Source organism: Nocardiopsis metallicus, from assembly GCF_014201115.1.
In the GTDB taxonomy this organism is placed as follows: Bacteria; Actinomycetota; Actinomycetes; order Streptosporangiales; family Streptosporangiaceae; genus Nocardiopsis; species Nocardiopsis metallicus.
Genome location: NZ_JACHDO010000001.1, coordinates 6780904 through 6798759 on the forward strand (window position 1 = coordinate 6780904; position 17856 = coordinate 6798759).

At 69.2% G+C, this 17856-nt stretch carries 18 protein-coding genes and 3 tRNA genes; 15 read left to right on the forward strand and 6 right to left on the reverse strand.

The features are described from left to right. Window positions 1-174: 174 nt before the first annotated feature. From HNR07_RS29905 to HNR07_RS29935, 7 genes are all read left to right on the forward strand, one after another. Complete coding sequence (locus HNR07_RS29905) at window positions 175-2280, forward strand: ATP-binding protein (protein WP_184369172.1); 2106 nt, start codon at window positions 175-177, stop codon at window positions 2278-2280. A gap of 361 nt (window positions 2281-2641) precedes the next feature. Then, window positions 2642-2717 (forward strand) — tRNA-Thr (locus HNR07_RS29910). 102 nt (window positions 2718-2819) lie between these two features. Continuing rightward, window positions 2820-2895 (forward strand) — tRNA-Met (locus tag HNR07_RS29915). Window positions 2896-2996: 101 nt separating this feature from the next. Next, window positions 2997-3161 carry a 50S ribosomal protein L33 gene (rpmG, locus tag HNR07_RS29920; RefSeq protein ID WP_026116180.1) on the forward strand — a complete coding sequence of 55 codons (165 nt, stop codon included), beginning with the start codon at window positions 2997-2999 and terminating at the stop codon, window positions 3159-3161. Window positions 3162-3274: 113 nt separating this feature from the next. Then, the gene (locus HNR07_RS29925; protein ID WP_184369175.1) at window positions 3275-3718 is read left to right on the forward strand and encodes a MaoC family dehydratase N-terminal domain-containing protein; all 444 of its coding nucleotides are present in this window, start codon (window positions 3275-3277) and stop codon (window positions 3716-3718) included. A gap of 17 nt (window positions 3719-3735) precedes the next feature. Further along, a complete protein-coding gene (locus tag HNR07_RS29930) occupies window positions 3736-4164 on the forward strand; it encodes a MaoC family dehydratase (RefSeq protein ID WP_184369178.1) in 429 nt (142 codons plus the stop codon). Window positions 4165-4214: 50 nt separating this feature from the next. Next, a complete protein-coding gene (locus HNR07_RS29935; protein WP_184369181.1) occupies window positions 4215-5291 on the forward strand; it encodes a UDP-N-acetylmuramate dehydrogenase in 1077 nt (358 codons plus the stop codon). Between the two features lie 26 nt (window positions 5292-5317). Here the strand turns inward: HNR07_RS29935 and HNR07_RS29940 are convergent, their stop codons facing one another. Continuing rightward, window positions 5318-5641 (reverse strand): hypothetical protein, encoded by a 324-nt coding sequence (locus HNR07_RS29940; protein WP_184369184.1) that lies wholly within the window; start codon window positions 5639-5641, stop codon window positions 5318-5320. A 400-nt stretch (window positions 5642-6041) separates the two neighbouring features. Between HNR07_RS29940 and HNR07_RS29945 the strand changes: the two genes are divergently transcribed. Beyond that, window positions 6042-6635 carry a TMEM165/GDT1 family protein gene (locus tag HNR07_RS29945; protein WP_184369187.1) on the forward strand — a complete coding sequence of 198 codons (594 nt, stop codon included), beginning with the start codon at window positions 6042-6044 and terminating at the stop codon, window positions 6633-6635. Between the two features lie 472 nt (window positions 6636-7107). On the opposite strand, the gene HNR07_RS29950 is transcribed toward HNR07_RS29945, so the two are convergent. Continuing rightward, complete coding sequence (locus tag HNR07_RS29950; protein WP_184369189.1) at window positions 7108-8166, reverse strand: adenosine deaminase; 1059 nt, start codon at window positions 8164-8166, stop codon at window positions 7108-7110. Between the two features lie 124 nt (window positions 8167-8290). Further along, the gene (locus HNR07_RS29955; RefSeq protein WP_184369192.1) at window positions 8291-9499 is read right to left on the reverse strand and encodes a pyridoxal phosphate-dependent aminotransferase; all 1209 of its coding nucleotides are present in this window, start codon (window positions 9497-9499) and stop codon (window positions 8291-8293) included. Between the two features lie 257 nt (window positions 9500-9756). Here HNR07_RS29955 and HNR07_RS29960 point away from each other — a divergent pair. The 5 genes from HNR07_RS29960 to rplA all read left to right on the forward strand — a co-directional run bounded on the left by HNR07_RS29960 (window position 9757) and on the right by rplA (window position 12717). Further along, window positions 9757-9829 (forward strand) — tRNA-Trp (locus HNR07_RS29960). Between the two features lie 106 nt (window positions 9830-9935). Further along, complete coding sequence (secE, locus tag HNR07_RS29965) at window positions 9936-10190, forward strand: preprotein translocase subunit SecE (RefSeq protein WP_184369194.1); 255 nt, start codon at window positions 9936-9938, stop codon at window positions 10188-10190. 225 nt (window positions 10191-10415) lie between these two features. Further along, on the forward strand, window positions 10416-11228 hold the full coding sequence (nusG, locus tag HNR07_RS29970; protein ID WP_184369197.1) for a transcription termination/antitermination protein NusG: 813 nt from the start codon (window positions 10416-10418) through the stop codon (window positions 11226-11228). 294 nt (window positions 11229-11522) lie between these two features. After that, window positions 11523-11951, forward strand: coding sequence for a 50S ribosomal protein L11 (gene rplK / locus HNR07_RS29975; protein ID WP_184369199.1), 429 nt, complete (start codon window positions 11523-11525; stop codon window positions 11949-11951). 88 nt (window positions 11952-12039) lie between these two features. After that, window positions 12040-12717 carry a 50S ribosomal protein L1 gene (rplA, locus tag HNR07_RS29980; RefSeq protein ID WP_017578653.1) on the forward strand — a complete coding sequence of 226 codons (678 nt, stop codon included), beginning with the start codon at window positions 12040-12042 and terminating at the stop codon, window positions 12715-12717. A gap of 84 nt (window positions 12718-12801) precedes the next feature. On the opposite strand, the gene HNR07_RS29985 is transcribed toward rplA, so the two are convergent. The 3 genes from HNR07_RS29985 to HNR07_RS29995 all read right to left on the reverse strand — a co-directional run bounded on the left by HNR07_RS29985 (window position 12802) and on the right by HNR07_RS29995 (window position 16108). Further along, window positions 12802-14187, reverse strand: coding sequence for an IS30 family transposase (locus HNR07_RS29985; RefSeq protein WP_449406846.1), 1386 nt, complete (start codon window positions 14185-14187; stop codon window positions 12802-12804). 89 nt (window positions 14188-14276) lie between these two features. Beyond that, complete coding sequence (locus HNR07_RS29990; RefSeq protein ID WP_184369203.1) at window positions 14277-15131, reverse strand: LolA-like protein; 855 nt, start codon at window positions 15129-15131, stop codon at window positions 14277-14279. Between the two features lie 185 nt (window positions 15132-15316). After that, window positions 15317-16108 (reverse strand): LolA-like protein, encoded by a 792-nt coding sequence (locus HNR07_RS29995; protein ID WP_184369206.1) that lies wholly within the window; start codon window positions 16106-16108, stop codon window positions 15317-15319. A 322-nt stretch (window positions 16109-16430) separates the two neighbouring features. Between HNR07_RS29995 and rplJ the strand changes: the two genes are divergently transcribed. Both rplJ and rplL read left to right on the forward strand, forming a co-directional pair. Further along, window positions 16431-16958: a 50S ribosomal protein L10 gene (gene rplJ, locus HNR07_RS30000; protein ID WP_184369209.1), complete on the forward strand. Its 528-nt coding sequence runs from the start codon at window positions 16431-16433 to the stop codon at window positions 16956-16958. A 97-nt stretch (window positions 16959-17055) separates the two neighbouring features. Then, window positions 17056-17439 (forward strand): 50S ribosomal protein L7/L12, encoded by a 384-nt coding sequence (rplL, locus tag HNR07_RS30005; RefSeq protein WP_017578648.1) that lies wholly within the window; start codon window positions 17056-17058, stop codon window positions 17437-17439. The last annotated feature ends 417 nt before the right edge of the window (window positions 17440-17856 follow it).

The window sequence follows — 17856 nt, forward strand, 5'->3', positions numbered from 1 at the left end:
TCCGAGGGCGGGGCGTCCCGGGCCCGAGTGTCCTGGGTCACCCCCGGGGCAGTGGGAAACCCGCGGTTCCGCCGAGGTGGAACGGGTTTCGGGTGCGTTCCGGTATCCGCATCACCAGCGCGCTTCCTCCCGTCCTGTCCTACTCTGCTGGTGCAGGTTCGAGAACGGAGCGGGGTGGCGAAGGTGACTCGGGGACCCGAGGCGGACACACGCGCAGGACGGGACGGCCACGAGGGCGCGCCCCAGACCGACGACCCCACCACCAAGGCCCTCCTCGACGCCTTGGCGCGCTCGGGGCTGCCCGAGGGGGTCCGGATCTGGGTGAGCGCCGCCCTGTGGGGAGAGGAGGCGCTGGAGGCCCTCCTGCGGGGCGAGCACCTCCCCGAGATCCTTCCCTCGGGGCCGCCGGGACCCCCGCCCGGGCGGGTGCGCCGCGCCTACCTCACCGGCATCCGCGTCCAGGGCTTCCGCGGCATCGGCCGCCCGGCCGACCTCACCTTTTCCCCGGGGCCCGGCCTGACCGTCATCGTGGGCCGCAACGGCTCCGGAAAGTCCAGCTTCGCCGAGGCCGCCGAGGCCGCCCTGACCGGTCGCAACCCCCGCTGGGACGCCATGCCCACCGGTTGGCGCGACGGCTGGCGCAACCTGCACTACGACGAGCGCACCGAGGCGACCGTGGACATCCACATCGCCGGGGACAGCGGGCCCACCCGGATCAGCCGCCGCTGGACCGGCGAGAGCGTCCGCTCGGCCCGCGGCGAGGTGGTGCACCCCGGCGGCGAGGTGTCCCCGCTGCGCACCCTCGACTGGGGCGAGAACCTCGTCCGCTATCGGCCCTTCCTGTCCTACGACGAACTCGGCCGTACGGTCACCGGCCGCGCCGCCGAGCTCTACGACACGCTCACCGCCCTGCTCGGGCTCACCGGGCTGGCCGAGGCCGAACGCCGGCTGGCCAAGGTCTGCGACGGCCTGGTCCGACGCCGGGACCGCCCCTCCCGCGAGCTCCGCACCCTCCTGGACGCGCTCAGCGCCTCCGGCGACCCCCGGGCCGTCCAGGCCGTGAACCTGCTCTCCGCGCCGTCCATGGACCTGGAGGCGCTGCGCCGGGTGGCCGCCGACGACGGCCCCAGCGACCCCGCCCTGCACGTGGTGCTGCGCCGACTGCGCCGCCTGTCCGTCCCCGAGCGCACGCTCATCGCCGACGTCGTCAACGAGCTGCGCGGCGCAGCCATGGAACTGGCGATGGCGGCCGGGAGCAAGGGCGACCACGCGCACGGGGTGGTCCAGCTCCTGGAACAGGCACTGGAGCACCACAAGCGCCACCCCACCGAGACCACCTGCCCCACCTGTTCGGCCACCGGGGCGCTCGGCGCCGACTGGGTGCGCCGGGCCAACGCGCAGCTGCGAGCGCTGCGGCCCCAGGCCGCCACCGCCTCGGCCGCCTACGAACGCGCCGAGGCCGCGCGCGACCAGGCCCGCTTCCTGCTCTCCCCGGCGCCGTCCTGGCTGCCGCCGGAGAGCGAGCTGGGCCAGGTGTGGGCGCTCTGGGAGTCCGGCACGACCATCGAGGACCTCGGCGAGCTCGCCGAGCACATCGAGTCGGTGGGCCGCAAGCTCCGGTCCGCGGCGGTCAGCGCCCGGCGGGACGCCTCCGAACGCCTGGAGGACCCCACCGACGGCTGGGGAGAGCTCGCCGACCGCCTCTCCGGGTGGTTGGACGACGCACAGGAGGCCGTGGCCGCCAGCGAGACCCTGGGCGCCGCCGAGGCAGCCCTGAACTGGCTCGCCGAGCACGCGCGCGGGGTTCGGGCGGAGCGGCTGGGGCCGGTGGCCGCCCAGGCCGAGCAGGTGTGGTTCCGGCTGCGCCAGGAACGGCACATCGACCTCCAGGGCATGCGGCTGATCGGCCGCGGCGCCCGCCGCAGGGTCGAGGTCGACGTGGCCGTGGACGGCGTGGACGACCAGACCAGCGCCCCCGGTCTGCTCAGCCAGGGCGAGTTCCAGGCGCTGGCGCTGTCCATCTGCCTGCCGCGCGCGCTGGTGGAGGGGAACCCGTTCGGCTTCCTGCTGCTGGACGACCCGGTCCAGGCGATGGACACCGAGACGGTCGAGGGGCTGGCCGCGGTTCTGGCGGAGGTCGGGCGGCACCGGCAGCTGATCGTGTTCACCCACGACACCCGTCTGTCGGACGCCCTGCGCCGGCTGGGGCTGCCCGCGGACATCCGCACGATCAACCGTGACGCGATGTCCAACGTCTGGCTGGCCGAAGGGACCTCCTGAGCTCTCCTGCGCCCTCCTGGGCGTTCCAGGGCTTCCAGGGCTTCCCGGGGTCGCCTGGTCTCCTGGGGGGATCTCGGGTCCGGCGGGCTCCTCCCGGACGCCTTTCGAGGAGTGCACGGCGTCACATTCGGGCTCGTTCCGAGGCCTTGCCGGAGCGGCCACGAGAGCGCAAGACCCCGCTGCCAGCGGGGTTTTCGTGTGTTCGGAGGGGTGTGGGGGAGCGGCCCGCCAGGGGGGCCGAAGGGGTCTGGCGGGGGCGTGGGGCATTCGATTTGGCAGACCACCCCCTGATCCCTGTATAGTCATGTTCAGCGCAAGGGGGCAACACCCCCGAGGCGGACGAGAGAAAGCCTCACAGCGCGCCCCTTTAGCTCAGTCGGCAGAGCGTCTCCATGGTAAGGAGAAGGTCTACGGTTCGATTCCGTAAAGGGGCTCCACCACTTGATGAGGTTCCGGTCCACTCAGGTGGGTGGCCGGTGAAACTTCGCCGGCCTCGACCGGGGGACATCCGCGATAGGATGTCCTTCCGTTCTGATCGGGGCGGGGTAGCTCAGTCGGTAGAGCAAGCGGCTCATAATCGCTGTGTCGTCGGTTCAAGTCCGGCCCCCGCTACCAACCCGCTGACCCCTGAGAAACATCGCTCAGGGGTCGTCGTGGGTGTAGAGCAGTGTTCCACTGCGCCTAGGTAATGTCTCCAGCGAGAAAGGCACTCCGAAGTGGCTGCCACAGACGTGAGGCCGAAGATCACCCTGGCCTGCCAGGAGTGCAATCACCGGAACTACATCACGCGCAAGAACCGTCGGAACACCCCTGACCGTCTGACGGTCAAGAAGTTCTGCCCGAACTGCCGCAAGCACAACGACCACCGCGAGACCCGCTAGGTCCTCGCAGGCCGTTCGTCCCAGGCAGGGATCGGTCTACTTCTCGTAGACTCCAGCCCGGTGAGCACATCGCTCACCGGGCTTTTTTTGTTCAGGACCAGGAGAGGCAGAGCGTGGCGATCAACCCTGACTACCTCGGCCGGGAGTACCCCGCCCCCGAGGCCTACGAGGTGACCCGCGGCAAGATCCGCGAGTTCGCCGAGGCGATCAACGACCTCAACCCCGCCTACCTCGACAAGGCCTCCGCCAAGGCCCTCGGGTACGCGGACGTCATCGCCCCGCCGACCTTCCCGGTGATCCTCGGCATGGCCGGTTCCGCGCTGGCCCTGGCCGATCCGGACCTCGGGGTGGACTTCTCCCGCGTCGTCCACGGCGACCAGAGCTTCAAGTACAGCCGACCGCTGCGCGCCGGCGACGTCCTGAGCACGGTCACCCGCATCACCGACATCAAGGCGCTGGGCGGCAACGAGCTCATCACCATGGAGACGGTGGCCGAGGCGGCCGACGGCGAGCACGTGGTGACGGCGGGCATGATGCTCGTCGTCCGGGGTTCCTAGGAAGCGGGGAAGACGACATGAGCAGGATCAGCCACTCCGACGTCGAGGTCGGCACCCAGATCCCCGAGCAGACCTTCCCGGTCCGCCGCCTGGACCTGGTCCGCTACGCGGGCGCCTCGGGTGACTTCAACCCCATCCACTGGAACGAGCGCTTCGCCAAGTCCGTCGGACTGCCCGACGTGATCGCGCACGGCATGTTCACCATGGCCGAGGCCGGCCGGGTGGTCACGGACTGGACCGGGGACCCCGGCAGCGTCGTCGACTACTCGGTACGCTTCTCCGCGCCCGTGGTCGTGCCCGACGACGACGAGGGCGCCGAGATCACCGTCGCCGGCAAGGTCAAGGCCAAGCACGACGACGGCACCGTCACCGTGCTGCTCACCGCCCGGTCCGGCGGCGCCAAGGTCCTGGCCAAGGCCTCCGCGGTCGTCCGCCTGCCGCGGTAGCCCAGCGCCGAGCCCACCCCACATCCGCGTTCGCTCCCTTCCCAAGAGGTATGCCCGTGTCCACGATGCTCGCCGACCACACCACCCTCGGCCTGGGCGGTCCCGCCAAGGCCTTCCGGACCGCCGGCTCCACCGAGGAGCTGGTCAGCCTGGTCACCGAGGCCGACCGCTCGGGTGAGCGCGTCCTCGTGCTCGGCGGCGGCAGCAACCTGGTCGTCGCCGACGACGGGTTCCCCGGCACTGTCATCCTGGTGGCCTCCCAGGGCGTCACCACGGCCGCGGCCGGGGCCGACCCGGAGACCGGCGAGGAGATCGTCCTGCTGCGGTCGGACGCGGGTGTGGAGTGGGACCCGCTGGTCGAGCGGACCGTGGCCGAGGGGCTCAACGGCGTGGAGTTCCTCTCCGGCATCCCCGGCCGGGTGGGCTCCACCCCGATTCAGAACGTGGGCGCCTACGGTCAGGACGTCAGCCAGACCATTCGCGAGGTGCTGGCCCTGGACCGCACCACCGGCGAGCTGGTCACGATGTCCAACGCCGACTGCGGCTTCACCTACCGCGACAGCGCATTCAAGGGACACGACCGGTACGTGGTGTGCGAGGTCGTCTTCGAGCTGCGCCGGGGACCGCTCAGCCGCCCGGTCCGCTACGCCGAGGTCGCCCGCGCCATGGGCGTCGAGGCGGGGGAGCGGGTGCCGCTCGACCAGGCGCGCGAGGTGGTCCTGGGACTGCGCAAGGGCAAGGGCATGGTCCTGGACCCCGCCGACCCGGACACCCGCAGCGCGGGATCCTTCTTCACCAACCCGGTCCTGTCCCCCGAGCAGTACGCGGTCTTCCGCGAGCGCGCCGCCGCGCGCCTGGGCGCGGACACCGAGATCCCCGGGCACCCGGACGAGGCGGGCAACGTGAAGCTCTCCGCCGCCTGGCTGATCGACCGGGCGGGGTTCACCAAGGGCTACGGCGACGGCCCCGCGCGGATCTCGGGCAAGCACACCCTCGCCCTGACCAATCCGGGCGGCGCGACCACCGCCGATCTGATCGACCTGGCCCGCGAGGTGCGCGCCGGGGTCGAGGAGGCCTTCGGGGTGCGCCTGGTCAACGAGCCGGTGATGCTCGGCGTGAGCCTGTGAGCCTGTGAGCCAGCGGCGGGGTCCGGTCACCGACCGTACGGTTCGAGTGCCTCCTCGAACCCCTCCAGGCGTTCGGGGCACATCTGCTCCACAGCGATGACGAGGAGTCCCGCGTCGCCCTCGGAGTCCATGCAGCCGTTGGTGCAGGCGCCAGCGCTGGTGGCGTCGCAGGTCGACTCGGAGAACTCGGTCACGGCGTCCATGTCGTGGACCTCGAGCCCGTGCGCCTCGAGCAGGTCGCGGTGCGCGTCCTGGTCATAGCTCTGCGATGAGCAGCCGACCAGGAGTAGCGCGGCCAGTACCGCTCCCGCTGTGCGGGCCGGGGGCGGTGCATCCGGGGATCTCCTCATGTCGGGGTGCGCGCGATTCCAGCCAGGTGCGAGTCCCGGCGCTGTGCCGTAAGAGCTCCCACTCGCGCGCCACTCGTGTAGTTCATCCCACGGCGGCATGGCGAAAAAATGAGTTAGGTGCACCTAACACGTTTTTTGAGTAGGCCTCGTAAAGTAATTCGACTCTTCAATGAATTGCGGTGGAAAATAGTTCTGGTAATGTCTTGAGTGTCGAAGGGGAGTAGTCCCCAATGTGCGCGGTCGACATACTGGACGCAGTCGTCCCGGTCGTGCGAGCCCAGCTGAGAGGTGCGAAAGCCCCCAGTGTCAGGGCGGACGAGACCTTTGACCCGGTAGGAAACGACCGGGTTGAAGGGGCGTTCTCCGCCTCCTTCTGCCCATCACGGACAGCAGGAGTGGTATGTCAGGCTTTATGATTGCGCTCGTCGTGAGCACCGCAGCCATCTTCATCGCCGAAATGGGTGACAAGACCCAGTTGGTCGCGATGTCCCTGGCGACCCGTTACCGCGTGCTCACGGTGATCCTTGGCATCACCGTCGCCACCGCCGTGGTGCACCTGGGCAGCGTTCTCATCGCCGAGGTCCTCGGCGCCGCCATTCCCACCGACTGGCTCACCCTCGCCGCCGGTCTCGCCTTCCTCGTCTTCGGTCTGTGGACCCTGCGCGGCGACGAGATGACCGACAAGGACGAGGAGCGCGCCGCCTCCCGCCGTATTCGCTCCGGCTTCATGACCGTGGCCCTGGTCTTCTTCGTGGCGGAGCTCGGCGACAAGACGATGCTGGCCACCATCACCGTGGGCACCCAGTACCACTGGTTCCCGGTCTGGATCGGCTCCACCATCGGGATGGTCGCCGCCGACGCCATCGCCATCGCCATCGGAGCGGTCCTGGGAAAGAAGCTCCCCGAGCGGGTGATCCAGATCGGCGCCGCGGCCCTGTTCTTCGTCGCCGGAGCCGCGATGCTCGGCCAAGGCGCGTGGATGCTCCTCACCTGAGGCTCCCCGGGGCGCAGTGCCCCCCTCCTCCGCCAGTGCCCTCCCCGCCCAGGACGAGTCAGGTGCCCAGGCACTGACATCGGCTTCGAGGGTCCGGACGACACGACCAGCTACGACGAGGGCAGGCAGTCCCCGGGCCCGGTTTCGGCCCCTTTCCCAAAGATGATCTTGCTACCAGGAGCAAGTTCGGCGCCGAACTTGCTCCTGGTAGCAAGATCATCGGGAATATGGGGGTTTCGGAAGCAGCGGACAGCCTCAGGCACGGGTTACGGACGCCCTGGCTTGCCCAGGGCCGACACCACAGTGCTGAACCCACCCCTCGCCGCCGGGTGTCCGGTGGCACGCTTGACCGGCCGCGACACGCCCCGCCGATCCGCTCCGGCCGGTGGAGGGCGCCCGCCAAAGGATGACCCGCGCGGGGCGTCCGGCCCCGTGACGGGGCCGGACTGATCGGCGCGCCACGGGGTTCGGTTCAGTCCCGCTCCGACCAGTCTTCGGCGGGGTCGGAGGCCAGCCAGTCGTCGACTCCGGCGAGGAGCTCCTTCTTCAGGGAGTCCGGGGCCCCTGCGCCGCGGATGGACATCCTGGCGAGGTCGGCCAGCTCGGCATCGGAGAAGCCGAAGACCTCGCGGGCGATCCGGTACTGCTCGACGAGGCGGGGCCCGAAGAGCAGGGGGTCGTCGGTGCCCAGGGCGATCGGGGCGCCCGACTCGTAGAGCTTGCGCAGGGGGACGTGGTCGAGCTCCTCGAAGACGCCCAGGCTCACGTTGGAGGTCGGGCAGACCTCCAGGGTGACTTCCTGGGTGGCGATGCGTTCGAGGAGGTAGGGGTCCTCGATGGCGCGGACCCCGTGGCCGATGCGGTCGGCGGCGAGTTCGTCCAGGCACTCGCGGACGCTGCGGGGGCCGTTCAGTTCGCCGCCGTGGGGCGTGGAGAGCAGGCCGGCTCGTTTGGCGATGCGGAACGCGGCCTCGAACTCGCGGGCGCGGCCGCGGCGCTCGTCGTTGTTCAGGCCGAAGGACACCACTCCCTTGCCCGCGTACTGGCGTGCCAGGCGCGCGAGGGCTCGGGCGTCGAGGGGGTGGCGGGTCCGGTTGGCCGCGACCATCAGGCCGATGTGCACCCCGGTGTCGCGCTCGGCGGCGCGGGCGGCGTCCAGGATCAGTTCCAGGGTCGCGGTCAGCCCGTCGAAGAGCGCCGCGTAGCCGCTGGGGTCGACCTGGATCTCCAACCAGGCGGAACCGGCGGCCTTCTCATCCTCGGCGGCTTCGAGGAGCAGTCGGTAGATGTCCTCGGGCTTGCGCAACACGGAGCGGGCGATGTCGTAGAGGCGCTGGAAGCGGAACCAGCCGCGTTCGTCGGTGGCGCGCAGTTTGGGCGGCCACTCCTTGGCCAGGGCCTGGGGGAGGTGGACCCCCCGCTCCCCGGCGAGCTCCACGAGGGTGTCGTGGCGCATCGAGCCGGTGAAGTGCAGGTGCAGGTGCGCTTTGGGCAGCCGGTCCAATCGGCGAGCGGTGGTCGGTGTCTCCATGACGTAAGCCTGCCGTATGGAGGGCACCGGGCGGGACCGGAATGGTCAACGCCACAGAAAACACGAACGTGCCCCGGGCCGTCGGCGCTGGCGGTCGGCCCGGGGCTCGCTGTTACGGGCAGGCCTACTCGGCCTCGGCCAGCAGCTTCTGGACGCGGCTCACGCCCTCGACCAGGTCCTCGTCGCTGAGCGCGTAGGACAGGCGCAGGTAGCCGGGGGTCCCGAAGGCCTCACCGGGCACCACGGCGACCTCTGCTTCTTCGAGGATGATCTCGGCGAGCTCGGTGGAGGTCTGCGGGGTCTTCCCGCGGATCTCCTTACCGAGGACGCCCTTCACGGAGGGGTAGGCGTAGAACGCGCCCTCGGGCACGGGGCACACGACGCCGTCGATCTCGTTGAGCATCCGCACGATGGTCCGGCGGCGGCGGTCGAAGGCCTTCTTCATCTCCTCGACGGCCGCGAGGTCGCCGGAGACGGCGGCCAGCGCGGCGGCCTGCGAGACGTTGGCGACGTTGGAGGTGGCGTGCGACTGCAGGTTGCTCGCCGCCTTGACGATGTCCTTCGGGCCGATGATCCACCCCACGCGCCAGCCGGTCATCGCGTACGTCTTGGCGACGCCGTTGACGATGACGGTCCGGTCGGCGATCTCGGGGACCTCGACGGGCAGTGAGGAGAACTCGGCGTCGCCGTAGACCAGGTGCTCATAGATCTCGTCGGTCAGCACCCACAGCCCGTGCTCCTCGGCCCACCGGCCGACGGCGCGGACCTGCTCGCGCGGGTAGACGGCACCGGTCGGGTTGGACGGCGAGACGAAGACCAGGACCTTGGTGCGCTCGGTGCGCGCGGCCTCCAGCTGTTCCACACCGGCCATGTATCCGGTGCTCTCGTCGGTGACGACGAAGACCGGGACACCGCCCGCGAGCTTGATGGACTCCGGGTAGGTGGTCCAGTACGGGGCGACCACGATGACCTCGTCACCCGGGTCCAGCATGGCGGCGAAGGCCTCGTAGATGGCCTGCTTGCCGCCGTTGGTCACCAGGATCTGCGCGGGCTCGACCTCGTAGCCGGAGTCGCGCAGGGTCTTCTCCGCGATGGCCCTCTTCAGCTCGGGGAGGCCGCCGGCGGGCGTATAGCGGTGGAAACGCGGCTCACGTGCGGCGGCCACGGCGGCGTCCACGATGTAGTCGGGGGTCGGGAAGTCCGGTTCCCCCGCGCCGAAGCCGATGACGGGACGGCCCTCCGCCTTCATGGCCTTGGCCTTGGCGTCCACCGCGAGGGTCGCGGACTCGGAGATGGCGCTGATACGTGCAGAGACACGGGGTCGGTCAGTCATGTTTCCCATGGTGTCACGTGCTCCCCGGACCCGCCGGGGGGAAAGTCACTTCTCCCGGCGGGCAAGGTCACCCGCGCGGTTCTCCCGGCGGGGAAGGCCACCTGCGCGGTGCCGGCTCCCCGGGAAACCGGTTTGGTTCGAGCTGCGGGAAGGGCGTACACTCATCGGCGTCGGCCGGTCGTTATGCGGGCGTCACACCCCGCGGGGTGTGCGACAGCACTCCGGACCGGCTATGGTGGGGAACGCAGTTTCCGCTAAGGGCAGTGGCTCAATTGGCAGAGCACCGGTCTCCAAAACCGGCGGTTGGGGGTTCGAGTCCCTCCTGCCCTGCAGGTCCGCGTGCGGTGTTCGGGACGACGATCAGTCGCCGTCCCGAACACGCCGGGGCAACGGAACTACGGGGATACGAAGCAGCCCGCGACTCTAAGGACCCCAGGTGACTCAGACTGACGCCGACGCCAAGCCCGACAAGGAGCCGAAGCGTCGTACCGGTCCGGTGACGTTCACCAAGCAGGTCGTCGGAGAACTCCGCAAGGTCCGCTGGCCCACGCGCAAGGAACTGGTCACCTACACCATTGTCGTCATGGTGTTCGTCGTGATCGTCCTCGCCTACGTCTCCCTGCTGGACTTCGCCTTCGGTGAGGCCGTGACCTGGCTCTACGCCAACTTCGGCCGTCCCGCTGGCGTCTAGCCTCCCGCTTTCCGGCGCCTCCTGGCGCCGTTGACGATGGCGGTGGGCGCCATCACGAGAGCCTCCCGCTCGGCCCCCTGTGTTCGGCCACGCGAGGCTCCGCTCGTCCGCGCGTTGGTCCCGCGTCGCCCGGAGAGACCGTAAGCTGGCAGAACTGGGTTCGACGCACGGCCTTTTCGGTGTGCGTCGTACGCACTAGCGAATCCGACGAGAGAAAGAGCAGCCGTGTCCGAGTCCCCACTGACCTCTGACGACTTCCCCGAAGAGGAGCCGGTTCAGCAGTCGGCGGAAGAGACCGGCCTGGCGGGTGAGCTGTCCGAGGAAACGGTCGAGCCGACCGACGCCGACAGCCCGGAGCCGGCCGAAGAGGCCGCCGAGAGCGCTGAAGGTACCGAGGGAGCCGAAGAGGCCGACGCGGAGCCCGAGCTGCCCCGTCTCGACCCCGTCGAGGAATTCAAGAACGAACTCGTCCTGCTGCCCGGCGACTGGTACGTCGTGCACACCTACGCGGGTTACGAGAAGCGGGTCAAGGCCAACGTCGAGAGCCGTACCCAGTCCCTCAACATGGAGGAGTACATCTTCCAGGTCGAGGTGCCCGAGCACGAGGTCACCGAGGTCAAGAGCGGCAAGCGCCAGCAGGTCACCGAGAAGGTCCTGCCCGGCTACGTCCTCGTCCGCATGGACCTGACCGACGAGTCCTGGTCGGCCATCCGCAACACCCCCGGCGTCACCGGTTTCGTGGGCCTGTCCAACAAGCCCGCCCCGCTGAGCCTCACCGAGGTGGCCAAGCTCCTGGCGCCCGAGCCGGAGGAGGAGCCGGAGCAGGCCCAGCAGGCCAAGGCCGCCGGCGGCGAGACCCGCTCGGACGTGGCCTACGAGGTCGGCGAGTCCGTCACGGTCATGGAGGGTCCGTTCGCGACCCTGCCCGCCACCGTCAGCGAGATCAACGCCGACACCCAGAAGCTCAAGGTGCTGGTGTCGATCTTCGGTCGCGAGACCCCGGTCGAGCTCTCCTTCAACCAGGTCGCCAAGATCTGACCCCGTGGGGGCTTCCCCACAAGCCGCCCGGACCACTGCCCGGGCGACGTAGACTTGGTAGGTCCGTCCTTCGCTGGACGGACCTACTGTCGCGTGTCCCACCCTGGTGCGAACCCGGGCGGAACGCGCTCCGGCCCGTCCGGTCCCGACGGGCCGTGACCCCGTGCCCAGGCTCCGTGCCCGGGCGCGGTCAGCCTCCTTCGGCAGCGGTTCCGCCGTGGTCCACGTGACCCTGTGGCGCCGTGGGGGGAGGCAGGGGCCGGCACACAACGCAGATCAGGCAAAGGACCCGATATGCCTCCGAAGAAGAAACTTGCCGCACTCGTCAAGGTGCAGCTCCCCGCCGGTCAGGCGACCCCGGCGCCGCCCGTTGGTACCGCTCTCGGTCCGCACGGCGTCAACATCATGGACTTCTGCAAGCAGTACAACGCTGCTACGGAAGCCCAGCGCGGCAACGTCATCCCCGTAGAGATCTCCATCTACGAGGACCGTTCCTTCAGCTTCATCACCAAGACGCCCCCGGCGCCGCGGCTGATCCTGAAGGCCGCCGGTCTGGACAAGGCCGCCACCGACCCGGGTCGCAGCACCGCCGGTTCGATCACCGCCGACCAGGTCCGTGAGATCGCGCAGACCAAGCTGCCCGACCTCAACACCGACGACATCGAGGCCGCGTCCAAGATCGTCGCCGGTACCGCCCGCTCGATGGGCATCGAGGTCAAGTAGCCCCCTCGCGGGACTGCTCGACGGTAAGAACCACCGTGGCAGGGCCAGGCGCTGGCCCTATGACCACACGTTCCCGTAGGAGAACAGCGTGAAGCGCAGCAAAAACCACCGCAATGCCAACAACCTGGTGGACCGTGACCGGCTCTACGCCCCCGCCGAGGCTCTGAAGCTGGCCAAGGAGACCACCAAGGTCAAGTTCGACGCGACCGTCGAGGTCGCCCTGCGCCTGGGCGTCGACCCGCGCAAGGCCGACCAGATGGTCCGCGGCACCGTGAACCTGCCGAACGGCACCGGCAAGACCGCTCGGGTCCTGGTCTTCGCGACCGGTGAGCGTGCCGAGCAGGCTCGGGCCGCCGGCGCCGACATCGTCGGCGACGACGAGCTTGTCGAGAAGGTCCAGAACGGCTTCCTCGACTTCGACGCCGTTGTGGCCACCCCGGACCTCATGGGCAAGGTCGGCCGCCTCGGCCGCGTGCTCGGTCCGCGTGGCCTCATGCCCAACCCCAAGACGGGCACCGTCACCCCGGACGTGGCCAAGGCCGTGACCGAGATCAAGGGCGGCAAGATCGAGTTCCGCGTGGACCGCCACGGGAACCTGCACTTCATCGTCGGCAAGGTCTCGTTCGACGACACCAAGCTGCTGGAGAACTACCAGGCCGCGATCGACGAGGTCAACCGCCTCAAGCCGTCCGCCGCCAAGGGCCGCTACATCAAGAAGGCCGTGGTCACCACCACGATGGGTCCGAGCATCCCGCTCGACGCCTAAGACCTTCGCGGTCCTCGTGTGACACACGAGCGGCCCCCGCCTCCTCCGGGGTGGATTCAAGGGGTCATCGCAACACCTCGTTGATCACACGAGTGTATGCAAACGCTCGGCTGGAGTTTTCCAGCCGAGCGTTTTGCGTGGCCGACCGTTCAGCTTCTGAGCCACGTGCTCCAGGTCCAGCGGGCCGTGCACCGACAGATCGGTGCCCTTGGGAAAGTACTGGCGCAACAGCCCGTTGGTGTTCTCGTTCGACCCGCGCTGCCAGGGCGAGGCCGGGTCGCAGAAGAACACCGGCACCCCCGTATCCACCGAGAACCTTCTGTGACCGGCCATCTCGCTGCCCTGGTCCCAGGTCAAGGACCCGCGCAGATGCTCGGGCAGCGTCTGGACCAGAGCGCTCAGAACGCCTCCCACCGCCTCGGCGGTGTGCTCGCCGGGCAGGTGCCCGAGCATCACATACCTGCTCGACCGCTCGACCAAGGTGATGATCGCGGACTTGTTATGCGCCCCCGTGATCAAATCGCCCTCCCAATGCCCTGGAACAGCACGGTCTTCGACCTCGGCGGGGCGCTCGCTGATCATCACCATCGGATCAACGAACCGGCTCTGCCTGTGCTCGGAGGAACGGCGGGGCTTGCGTCGGATGCGTCCGGTGCGCAGCGCGGCGGCGACCTCGCGTTTGAGCCCGCCCCGGGCCTGGACGTAGAGCGCCTGGTAGATCGTTTCGTGGCTCACACGCATGTCCTGGTCATCAGGATGGTCCTCAACGATCCGGTTGCTGATCTGCTCGGGGGACCATTGTTCCTCCAACCCTTGGGCGACGTAGTCGCGCAAGGGGCCGGGGCAGGCGAGCTTGGCGGGTTTGGGACGCGCCCGCTGTGCGATGGCCCGGCGTTGGGCCGTATAGGCGCCGTAGGAGCCGTCCTGGCCACGGTGGTGGTCGAGTTCACGCTTGATCGTCGAGGCGGGTCGCCCCAGGTCGCGGCCGATCGCTCGCAGGCTCCACCCGGCCCGGTGAAGGTCAGCGATCCTCTCCCGCTCGTGCAGGGTCAAAAAGCGTGGATGCACCTGCCGTTCGAGTGCGTCCAACGCTGGTTGGGGGCTGGTCATGGGCTCTATGGTGGTCTGTCCGGTGGAGTAGTTCACCCGGCGGCCATCGGCATAGATCCTTGAGTTGCCGGACTTGCGTACCCCGCGGTCCCAGTCTTTGGCGGTGCGCTCGTTGATCCCGACCCGCCGGGCGGCCTCTCGGCGGGGCACAGCGCTCTGACGCAGGCGGTGGTACTCGTCTCGTGCTGGGTGGCGGCGCTGCTGGCGCCTGGAGCGTAGTCCGGCTTTGCGTGCCCAGGTGAACGCGGTGTTGGGGTTGATACCGAGCTTTCGGGCTACCTCGGTGACGTTCCCGGACTCGGTCATCAGCTCCAGGAACCGCTCCCGCAGCCGGGCCAGTTCTTGCTTGGAAAACGACACGGTGGTCGCAACCTCCCCAAAGTCAGGGTGTTGCGACCACCACTAGAACCCAAGCGGGAGTGCGGGGGCCGCTCGCGTGTGCGCGGGGGTTACTGCTGGAAGGCGCCGATCTCGTCCTCGGCGGGGACATCGAAGGAAGTCGAGTCGATGGCCGAGAACTCCATGGCGACGTCGGCTTCGTCGTCGGAGAACTCCATGCGCATCGGGAAGCCGTCCGCGTCGATCCACAGAGCGACGTCGAGGGATCCGGCGACGTCGCCGCCGATCAGCTCCTTGATCGCGTTGGCCTGCTCGGGCTTGAGCGCGTCCATTTCCTCGCTGGTCATCGCACCCTCGACGACGGTGGTCTCGACACCGTCGATGCTCTCGCTCCCGGCCTCCTCGACCTGGTCGAGTGCGGCGAAGGCACCGGCCAGCTCGGGCAGCGACTCGACGTCGAAGACGTCGTCGGGGTTCTGGTCCATGTTGGACGCGTCGGTGCGGACCCAGGCGGTGTCACCGTAGAGGCCGTTCTGGTTGGCCATCAGCGGGTCCTGGCCCTCTTGGGCGATGACGATGATGGTGCCGAGGTCCTCGGCGGTGACGTCGGCGGGGAGCTCGCCTCCGATGGACATCAGGTCGTACATCATCTCGCCGAGGAACGGCATGACCATGGTGGCCTGGACGGCCTCCGGGTCGTCCATCACCTCGGAGACCATGGTGACCTCGAAGTCGCCCAGATCCGGGTCTGGGACGGTCATGTCCAGGGTCAGGGTGTAGTTGGTGATGGCGTCGGTGTTGTCGCCCAGGCTGCTCAGCAGCTCGGCCAGGCCGCCCTTCTCCTCCTTCTCCTCGGACGCCTCGACGGCGGACTCCTCGTCGGCCGAGTCGTTGCCGCAGGCGGTGAGGGCGAGGGCCAGGGAAAGGGAACCGGCGGCGAACACTGCCGGAGTGCGGGTCTTCACGGGGGAACTTTCACTTTCTGAAGGGAAGAGCCAGGGCGTTTCAGGGAGCGGGTGCGCCCGGCGTTTTGATACTTGCACCTTTGACGGACATTTCGGGCACTCGGTTCCCTCTGGTGCGATGATCGGAACCAGTTCCTCACCGGACGGTGACCTCGCCTCGGCGCCCGTCAGCTGGGCGCCCCCGTTCACGGACGCACGGGCTCGCTGACCTCGTCGCCGTTGGGGACGTGGAAGGAGGTCCGGTCGCGGTCGGAGAACTCCAGCCACAGCGACGCCTGCTCACCGGAGGACTCCACGCGCACCGGGAAGCCCGACCGATCCACCCAGACGGACACGTCCAGGGCCCCGGAGGCGTCCTCGCCGAGCAGGGGCGCGACGGCGCCGCGCTCGGCGGCCGCGCCGTCCGACGCGGCGGGCAGGACCCCGGTCAGCGGGAGGACCTCGGTGCCACCGACGCTCTCGGCGGGGCCCGCCTCGACCTCCTCCATCCCGGCGATCAGGTCGACCAGCGCGGACAGGGAGGCGAGGTCGAACACCTCGGCGGGGGCGGGCTCGGGCAGCAGGGTGTCGCCGCGGACCCACTCGGTGGGGGCGCCCAGTAGGCCCCCGGTGTCGTGCAGCAGGGCCTCGCCGCCCTCCGGGTAGACCACGACCAGCTCCGATCCGTCGGCACGGGTCAGGGTGGCCCGTACCGCGGCGGGGGAGTCCGAGACCTCGTAGGACAGACGCGTCCCCGAACCGTCCGGTCCCTCGGAGCCTTCCGGCCCGCCCGGTGAGCCGGGGCCGAAGCCCATTTCCAGGGTGTAGTTGTCGGCCCGGTCGGCGGCGTCGGCCAGGGCCGAGAGCAGCGCCCCGGGGTCGGCGTCCTCGTGCCAGGGGCGGTCCGCGGCACCGAAGAGCACGCACCCGGACAGGGTGAGGACAGCGGCGAGGGCCGGGGCGCAGGCGAGGGCGGTGGTGGAACGGGGGGACTCCACGGGGCGACGGGCTCCTTCTGCGCGGGGGAGGTGGCGACGGTCATACGTATCCGTATCAGACCGCATGCCAAAGCACTCCCGCGGTCGGCTAGTATCGGTAATTGCCGAAGACCGCTGGTAGTCACCCGCTCGGGTGGCCTAAGGACCCATGGATGGGCGCCCGCGCAGGTGTCACCAGAGCTTTCCCGTTCCGGAGCGTGCCAGCCACGTACTGAGAACGCGGTCGTGCCCCGTGCGCCTCGCGCTCGGGGCTTTTTCTCGTGCTGACGCCGATCGTGGAGTCCTTGGGAGTCAACCAGCGTTCACTGTTGGAAGGAGTCCCATGGCGAGGCCGGACAAGGCAGCTGCGGTCGCCGAACTCACGGACGAGTTCCGTGAGTCGAACGGCGCCGTGCTGACCGAATACCGGGGGCTCACTGTCGCGCAGATCTCTGAACTGCGCCGCAGCCTCGGTCAGACAACGCGTTTTCGCATCGTCAAGAACACGCTGACCAAGATCGCGGTCAAGGAGGCCGGCGTCGACGAGCAGATCACCGATCTGCTCGAGGGCCCGTCCGCCATCGCCTTCGTCCACGGGGACGTTGTCGAGGCCGCCAAGGGTCTGCGTGACTTCTCGAAGGCGAACTCGCCCCTGGTGATCAAGGGCGGCATCATCGACGGCAAGTCGATGAGCGCCGAGGACGTCACCAAGCTGGCCGATCTGGAGTCCCGAGAGGTTCTCCTCTCGAAGCTGGCCGGTGCGCTCAAGGCCAAGCAGGGCCAGGCCGCCGCCGTCTTCCAGGCGCTCCCGTCCAAGACTGTGCGTCTCGCGCAGGCCCTGGCGGACAAGCGCAACGAGGAAGCCGCTTAAACCCCATGAACCACGGCGGGTGCCGACGGCGCCCGGCCATTGGCTCGCACGATGCGCCGTCGGGCGCGCGTGTCGTTAGAGAAAGAGAGATCGCATCATGGCGAAGCTCAGCAACGAGGACCTGCTTGCCGCGTTCGAGGAGATGACCCTCCTCGAGCTCTCCGAGTTCGTGAAGCTGTTCGAGGACAAGTTCGACGTCACCGCCGCCGCTCCGGCCGCCGTCGTCGCCGCCGGCCCCGCCGGCGCCGCCCCGGCCGCCGAGGAGGAGAAGGACGAGTTCGACGTCATCCTCGAGGGCCCCGGCGACAAGAAGATCCAGGTCATCAAGGAGGTCCGCGGCCTCACGAGCCTGGGCCTCAAGGAGGCCAAGGACCTCGTCGACAACGCTCCGAAGCCGCTCCTCGAGGGCGTCAACAAGGAGACCGCGGAGAAGGCCAAGGCCGCTCTTGAGGGCGCTGGCGCCTCCGTCACCCTCAAGTAGTCCTCCGCGGGCCTCAGACGCCCGCTGGTCTGCGTGAAGCGGCCGTTCCTCCTCCGGGAGGGGCGGCCGCTTTCCTGTGCCCTGGGGGCGCTGGAGCTTGTACTCGGCGGTAGCGGCCACGTGCGGTGGGCCCGCCACGGCCCCCCGGGATTCGGTCTGCCGGGAACCCCGCCGTTCCGGTCCGGCGCCCGGTGCCCGAACGTCCCCGCGCACCATGGTCCGACGTCCCGTTTGTCGTGAACGACGCCGTGTCTGAACCGTCGTGACCTGGGTGATGTGCGAAGCTGGGGCGGTCCGAGCGGGGAACCCGGGGTGCGCGGGTGCGAACTGTCCCTTGGACGCGGTAATCTCCCGTCCCGGGAATCTTGACGGGCCCCGGGCAGAGTGTTTACCCGCCTTGGGCGGGGGAACCCTTCC